A 6,613-nucleotide genomic window follows, 5' to 3' on the forward strand; every position below is an offset into this window, starting at 1 on the left:
TTCCCGCACGACACCGACGACTCCCCGCCCGCCGCCCCCGCGGGCGGCCCGCACTCCTGGGCGCAGCAGGTGCACCGGCTCGCCGCCGACGACCAGAACCAGCCCGTCACCCCGTGGCGCCCTCCGGTGGAGGACGTCTTCCAGGCCGCCGCCCGGCGTCAGGCGGCGGCCCGCCCCGCCGGCCTCGGCAAGCGCTTCGCCGCCCGCCTGGTGGACACCCTGGTCCTCGCGGCCGTCACGGGCGCGGCGGCGTTCCCCCTGGGTACTAGAGCCGTAGACCACGTGAACGCGAAGATCGACGAGGCGAAGCTGTCCGGCCGCACGGTCACCGTCTGGCTCCTGGACGGCACGACCTCCGCGTACCTGGGCATCGTCCTCGCCGTCCTGCTGCTCTTCGGCGTCGTGTACGAGGCGCTGCCGACCGCGAAGTGGGGCCGCACCCTCGGCAAGAAGCTGTTCGGCCTGGAGGTGCGGGACATCGAGGGCGGCGAGCCCCCGAGCTTCGGCGCCGCGCTGCGCCGCTGGCTGGTCTACAGCGTCCCGGGGCTGCTGGCCGTCGGGGCCGTGGGCGTGGTCTGGGGCGTGTTCGACAAGCCGTGGCGCCAGTGCTGGCACGACAAGGCCGCGCATACGTTCGTCGCGGGATGACCCTGTCCCGCTCCAGGACTACCTGACTCGGTCCCTCGTACGGCCTCCCGCCGGATGCGAAGCCGGGCACTTCGCGGTGCACTCGGGCCATGACCACCGAACCGCCCCCCGGCTCCGGCGGACAGCCACCGGAAGAAGACCCGTTCAGGAAGCAGCAGCCACCCTCGTACGGCCAGCCCCAGGGCGGCGACCCCTACGGGAGTCCGTACGGAAGTCAGCAGCCTCCGGGGTACCCCTCAGGTACCCCCTACCAGGGGCCTCCCTACGGCAACGACCCCTACGGCGGCGCCCCGCACGGCAACGACCCCCTGGCGGGCATGCCCCCACTGGCCCCCAGCGGCAAGCGCACCCTCGCGAGGATCGTCGACATGATCCTCGTCGGCGCGGTCGTCGCCCTGCTCACCTGGGCGTTCCGCGTCAACGAGTACGACATGAGCGGCGACGACGTGAACTTCGGCAAGTCGTTCTGGCAGTCGCTCGTCGCCGCCGTCCTCTACATGGCGTACGACACGGTCCTGACCGCCCGCACCGGCCAGACCCTGGGCAAGAAGTGGCTCGGCATGCGGGTCGCCAACCTCGACAACGGCACGAACCCCTCGATGCAGACGTCGCTCGCGCGGGCGGCCGTCCTGTGGATCCCGTTCGCGTTCTGCTGCGCCTGCGTGTGGACGGCGATCTCGGGCGGCTGGAGCTACTTCGACAAGCCCTACAAACAGGGCCTGCACGACAAGGCGGCGAAGACGGTCGTGGTGAGCGTCTAGCGCCCCGGCGGCAACTCGCCGCGCACGCGGCACAGTAGAGGGCCCGAGTCTCTCAACTCGGGCCCTCTACTGTGCCGTACGGCGTGAGCGCCGTACAACGAGCGCTGCTGTGAAGGGAGTTCTAGGGTGCCACCGGCTCCTTCGCCGGGTGGTCGGCCGTGGAGCGGGCCACCACGGGGGAGGCGGCGCGCGCCGAGCGGGACGACCTGGCCGGGACCGTCATGGCGACGAGCAGGCCGAGGGCGAGGGCCGCGACGGCGATCACCGCGACACCTGGACCCGAACTGGTCTCTGACAGCAGCAGCATGGCCAGCGTCGAAAGAATGACGGTGCAAGTACCGTACGTGAGCTGTGCGACAGTCGGACGAGGCATGGCAATCGTGTCCTCGGATGCGGGGGAGATCTCGACTCTAATCGCGTGCATGCCCGAGCGGAACGAACGGTAAGCGTGACCTGACGCACGGGCTCGGAGCACAGGGGGCGCACGGAGTCATGACAACAGGTGTTCGGGCCGGGGTGCGCGCCCGCGATGTGACGATCATGTGTCCGCAATGCGAACGCCAGCGTCCAATAATGCATATGTTGTGTCCGAGTCAAGGGCTGTCTTTTCTTACCAAGCGGTAGTCAAATGGCGGCACTTGGCTACACACGCGCATCCCCCGTGCGCAGATCTGTCATGTCCATCTGTCATGCCCAGGTCATCCCGGAATGCGGGGCGGTGCGTGCAGGGAGGACAACAAGTGACCAGCAGATCCTGGACGTTCAGGACGGCAGCCATCGCAGTCGCGCTCGCGGCGGCGTCGGCCACGTTCTCTACGGCCGCCGTGGCTCAGGAGGCCGACAACGGCCCCGCGGCGGCCCCGGCGGTGGACCGGCACGACCCGCAGCCGGCGGCGGCACACGAACACGACTTCGACGGCCCGTTCAGCAAGACGCAGGCGGCGCAGCGCGAAGAGGCCCTCAAGCAGGTGATATCCGGCGAGACGGCGGTCAAGAACCGCGACGGCTCGAAGGTCGTCCAGCTGAAGGGCAAGAAGGGCGACAGCAAGTACGTCGAGCTGGGCCGCGAGAAGACCGACAAGATCTTCACGATCCTCGTCGAGTTCGGCGACCAGGTCGACCCCCGCTACGGCGGCACCCCCGGCCCGCTGCACAACCAGATAGCGCAGCCGGACCCCGCGGTCGACAACTCGACCGCCTGGCAGGCCGATTACGACCGCGAGCACTTCCAGGACCTGTACTTCGGCGACAGCGAAGTCTCCGTGAAGAAGTACTACGAGAAGCAGTCCTCGGGCCGCTACTCGGTCGACGGCACCGTGCAGGACTGGGTCAAGGTCCCCTACAACGAGGCCCGTTACGGCTCGAACCTCGCACCGCAGGGCGCCTGGGCCGCCGTTCAGGACGGCGTCAACGCGTGGGTCGCCGACCAGAAGGCCAAGGGCGTCAGCGACGCGGCGATCAAGGCGACGCTCGCCGAGTACGACCAGTGGGACCGCTACGACTTCGACGGCGACGGGAACTTCAACGAACCCGACGGCTACATCGACCACTTCCAGATCGTGCACGCCGGCGAGGACGAGTCCGCGGGCGGCGGCGCGCAGGGCACCGACGCGATCTGGGCGCACCGCTCGTACGCCTTCGCCACCGACGAGGGCACGACCGGTCCCGCGGACAACAAGCGCGGCGGCGCCCAGATCGGCGGCACCGGCGTCTGGGTCGGCGACTACACCATCCAGCCCGAGAACGGCGGACTCGGCGTCTACGCCCACGAGTACGGCCACGACCTCGGCCTGCCCGACCACTACGACACGACGAACTCGGGCGAGAACTCCACCGGCTTCTGGACGTTGATGTCGTCCGGCTCCTGGCTCGGCACCGGCAAGAACCAGATCGGCGACCTGCCCGGCGACATGACGGCCTGGGACAAGCTCCAACTGGGCTGGCTGGACTACGAGGTGGCCAAGGCGGGCGTCAAGTCGACGCACAAGCTGGGAGTTGCCGAGTACAACACGAAGAACCCGCAGGCCGTCGTCGTCCAGCTCCCGGAGAAGAAGGTCACGACGGAGATCGTGCCGCCCGCCCAGGGCGCGACGCAGTGGTGGAGCGGCAGCGGTGACGACCTGCGCAACACCCTGACCCGCCCGGTCGACCTGACCGGTAAGTCCTCGGCCACGCTGTCCCTGGACGCCTGGTGGGACATCGAGAAGGACTTCGACTACGCGTACGTCGAGGTCTCCACGGACGGCGGCGCGACGTACACCCCGGTCGACGGCACCCTCGCCGACGGCACCGCGATCCCGCGCGACGGCAGCGGCCGTCCGGCCCTCACCGGGTCGGTCGACGCCTACCAGAAGCTGACGTTCCCGCTCGACGCGTACGCCGGCAAGACGATCTCGCTGCGCTTCCGCTACCAGTCCGACGGCGGCGTGGCCCTCAAGGGCTTCGCGGCGGACCAGATCACTCTCAAGGCCGACGGAGCTACGGTCTTCGCGGACGACGCGGAGAGCGCGGACGCCGCGTGGACCGCGAGCGGCTTCTCCCGGATCGGCGCGTCCATCTCGGACAACTACGCGCAGTACTACATCGCCGAGAACCGCCAGTACGTGTCGTACGACAAGACCCTGAGGGTAGGCCCGTACAACTTCGGGTTCGCCGCCCCCAAGGACAAGTGGGTCGAGCACTACCCGTACCAGAACGGTCTGCTCATCTGGAAGTGGGACACCTCCCAGCCGGACAACAACACCAGCGCCCACCCGGGCGTCGGCCGGGTCCTTCCGGTGGACTCCCACCCCACCCCGCTGAAGTGGTCCGACGGCACCCTGATGCGCAACCGCATCCAGTCCTTCGACTCCACCTTCAGCTGGTACCCGACCGACGCGATCACCCTCCACAAGGCGGGCGTCGCGACGAAGATCAAGGCCCGTCCGGGCGTCCCGCTCTTCGACGACGGCCGCTCCACCTACTACGACGAGGCGACCCCGCTCGCGGGTGTCCGCGTCACTGACACCAACACCTCCATCCGGATCGTCAGCGAGCCGCTCAGCGGCAGGACGATCACGGTGAAGGTCGGACCCTCGATGAAGTAGTCGGCATCTTCACAGGTCAGAAGCGTATCGGCGGCAACCCCCTGGCGGGTTGCCGCCGATCGTGTTTAGGTGCCTCCTGTGGACCGCTTATTGACACCGACCCGCACGGGGGTATGACCGCATGGCCACAGGAGGCTTCTCGAAGCTGCCCTCCGGCACCGTCGTGGTGGCCGTGAACCTGCCCAGCCCGGCCGCCGCGGACGCGGTCGTACGGGTCCTGGTCCACGCCGGGAACCGGGCCCGCGCCCTGACCCGGCTGCGCAACCTGGGGCTGCGCGCGGTGTACCTGAGAGGTAATACCGCGCCCCCGACCCCGGACGAGATCACGGCCGTGCTCCACCATCCCGACGGGCTGATATGGCGGACCTACGGGTCGATGGAGCTGTGGCATCCGATCAGGGCGCTGATGCGGGGGAGTGTGGCCCGGTAGTAACCGGTTAATACCGGAGAGCTACGGTCACTCGGTGATGCGGATGGCAGCGGCCGGGCAGACCACGGCGGCCTCGGCCTCCTCGCGGGGCGGCTGGAGGGGGTATGAGACGTGTAGGCCGAGCGGGGTAGGGCCAGGGGCGTACGCGTACGGGCCCTCCCGCGAGACGGCGCGGCAGCGTCACGCCACCGGTACCGCGTCCGCCCACGCCGCCGACACGGCGATGGACTGCCGCCACTGCCGGATCGCCCTGGGCGGCATGCCCACGCCGAGCGCGCCGACGAGGCGGTCGCCCCTGCGGTACGCGGCGATGAACCGGCGCTCGGCGAGCGAGCCGTCCACCACGGCGACCTCGTCGTGCCCGCGCAGGTAGCCGAACGCCTGCACCTTCATGTCGTACTGGTCCGACCAGAAGTACGGCACCGGCGCGAACGCCTTGGGCGCGCCGGGGTTCAGGAGGTTCCGCGCGGCGGCCATGCCCTGCTCGGCCGCGTTCGTACGGTGCTCGATGCGCATCGGCGTGCCGAAGAGGGGGTTGTGCCAGCGGGCGACGTCACCGGCGGCGTACACACCGGGCGCGGCGGCGCAGTACGCGTCGCAGACCACGCCCGGGTCCAGCGCCAGCCCGCTGCCGGCCAGCCACTCGGTGTTGGGCAGCGACCCGATCGCCACGAGGACGTCGTCGGCCTCGATCTCCGTCCCGTCGGCGAGCCGTACCCCTCCCTCGCAGGTCTCCCTCACCGACACCCCGCAGCGCAGGTCCACCCCGCGCTCCCGGTGCGCCTCGGTCAGCACGCGCCCGACGTCCTCCCCGACGGCGTGCGCCAGCGGTACGGGGGCGGGCTCCAGCAGGACCACGTCCGCGCCGAGCTTCCGGGCCACGGCGGTGACCTCCGCGCCGAGGAACCCGGCGCCGACCACCACGAGGCGCCGTCCGCTCCTCAGGCGGGCCCGGAGGCGGAGGGCGTCGTCCAGCGTGCGCATCACATGCTGGGGCCCGCTGCCGGGGAGCCGCCTCGGCCGCACGCCGGTCGCGATGACGAGCCCGTCGTACTCGATCTCCGACCCGTCCCCCAGAAGTACTACCCGGGTACCCAGGTCCAGCGAGGTCGCCGGGCTGCCCAGCCGTAGCTCTACTCCGCCTAGCTCCTCGGGGGTACGCAGCCTCACCCTCTCCGGCGTCCACTCGCCCGCCAGTACCTGTTTCGAGAGGGGCGGTCGGTCGTACGGGGCGTGCGGTTCGTCCCCTACCAGCGTGACAGTCCCCTCGTAGCCCTCCCGGCGGAGGGTCTCCGCAGCGGCGAGTCCGGCGGCCGAGGCGCCGACGATCAGGGCGCGGTGCATGGGCGTCTCCTGCTTCTCGTGTGGGGTCGAGATACAGCACGGCAGCTACTTACTTTACTTACGCAACCAGATGGAGCTTGCGTAAGTCAAGTAACGCCGTGGGGGGCGCACGGAGGTGCGGAGCCGGGGGTGAGGGCTGAAGTCGCTTCCGTCCTGGGGGAGTTGACCTCACCCCTCCGGAAACGCCCGCACCGCGTCACTCGCCGCCCGGTACTCCTCCCGCAGATGCCGGGCCTCCTCGCAGTCCACGCCCTGCATCCGGCACGTCCCCTTGCAGGACGCGGCATGCACGAGCCAGTCGCGGTAGAGGTTCGCCGCGCGGGTGTGCGGGGGGTCCTCGGGGG

6 protein-coding genes are annotated in these 6,613 nt (G+C 70.0%); 4 read left to right on the forward strand and 2 right to left on the reverse strand.

Annotated elements, in window-relative coordinates; genetic code table 11:
- A partial coding sequence (locus AOK24_RS12125) for an RDD family protein (protein WP_240553841.1) occupies positions 1-648 on the forward strand: 648 nt, incomplete at its 5' end.
- Positions 649-737: 89 nt separating this feature from the next.
- Complete coding sequence (locus AOK24_RS12130) at positions 738-1,409, forward strand: RDD family protein (protein WP_079056775.1); 672 nt, start codon at positions 738-740, stop codon at positions 1,407-1,409.
- Positions 1,410-1,530: 121 nt separating this feature from the next.
- Here the strand turns inward: AOK24_RS12130 and AOK24_RS12135 are convergent, their stop codons facing one another.
- Positions 1,531-1,782 carry a hypothetical protein gene (locus AOK24_RS12135; RefSeq protein ID WP_055720072.1) on the reverse strand — a complete coding sequence of 84 codons (252 nt, stop codon included), beginning with the start codon at positions 1,780-1,782 and terminating at the stop codon, positions 1,531-1,533.
- Between the two features lie 367 nt (positions 1,783-2,149).
- Here AOK24_RS12135 and AOK24_RS12140 point away from each other — a divergent pair, with 367 nt between their 5' ends.
- Both AOK24_RS12140 and AOK24_RS12145 read left to right on the forward strand, forming a co-directional pair.
- Positions 2,150-4,495, forward strand: coding sequence for an immune inhibitor A domain-containing protein (locus AOK24_RS12140; RefSeq protein WP_055720070.1), 2,346 nt, complete (start codon positions 2,150-2,152; stop codon positions 4,493-4,495).
- Between the two features lie 121 nt (positions 4,496-4,616).
- A complete protein-coding gene (locus AOK24_RS12145) occupies positions 4,617-4,925 on the forward strand; it encodes a hypothetical protein (RefSeq protein ID WP_055720071.1) in 309 nt (102 codons plus the stop codon).
- Between the two features lie 180 nt (positions 4,926-5,105).
- Here the strand turns inward: AOK24_RS12145 and AOK24_RS12150 are convergent, their stop codons facing one another.
- On the reverse strand, positions 5,106-6,269 hold the full coding sequence (locus AOK24_RS12150; RefSeq protein WP_206191184.1) for an NAD(P)/FAD-dependent oxidoreductase: 1,164 nt from the start codon (positions 6,267-6,269) through the stop codon (positions 5,106-5,108).
- Positions 6,270-6,613: the final 344 nt, after the last annotated feature.

Source organism: Streptomyces niveiscabiei, from assembly GCF_001419795.1.
GTDB lineage: Bacteria > Actinomycetota > Actinomycetes > Streptomycetales > Streptomycetaceae > Streptomyces > Streptomyces niveiscabiei.

Excerpts from the sequence above, each read along its gene's own strand:
- AOK24_RS12130 (WP_079056775.1), top strand. The coding sequence starts at position 738 with ATGACCACCGAACCGCCCCCCGGCTCCGGCGGACAGCCACCGGAAGAA.
- AOK24_RS12150 (WP_206191184.1), bottom strand. The coding sequence starts at position 6,269 with ATGCACCGCGCCCTGATCGTCGGCGCCTCGGCCGCCGGACTCGCCGCT.
- AOK24_RS12145 (WP_055720071.1), top strand. The coding sequence starts at position 4,617 with ATGGCCACAGGAGGCTTCTCGAAGCTGCCCTCCGGCACCGTCGTGGTG.
- AOK24_RS12135 (WP_055720072.1), bottom strand. The coding sequence starts at position 1,782 with ATGCCTCGTCCGACTGTCGCACAGCTCACGTACGGTACTTGCACCGTC.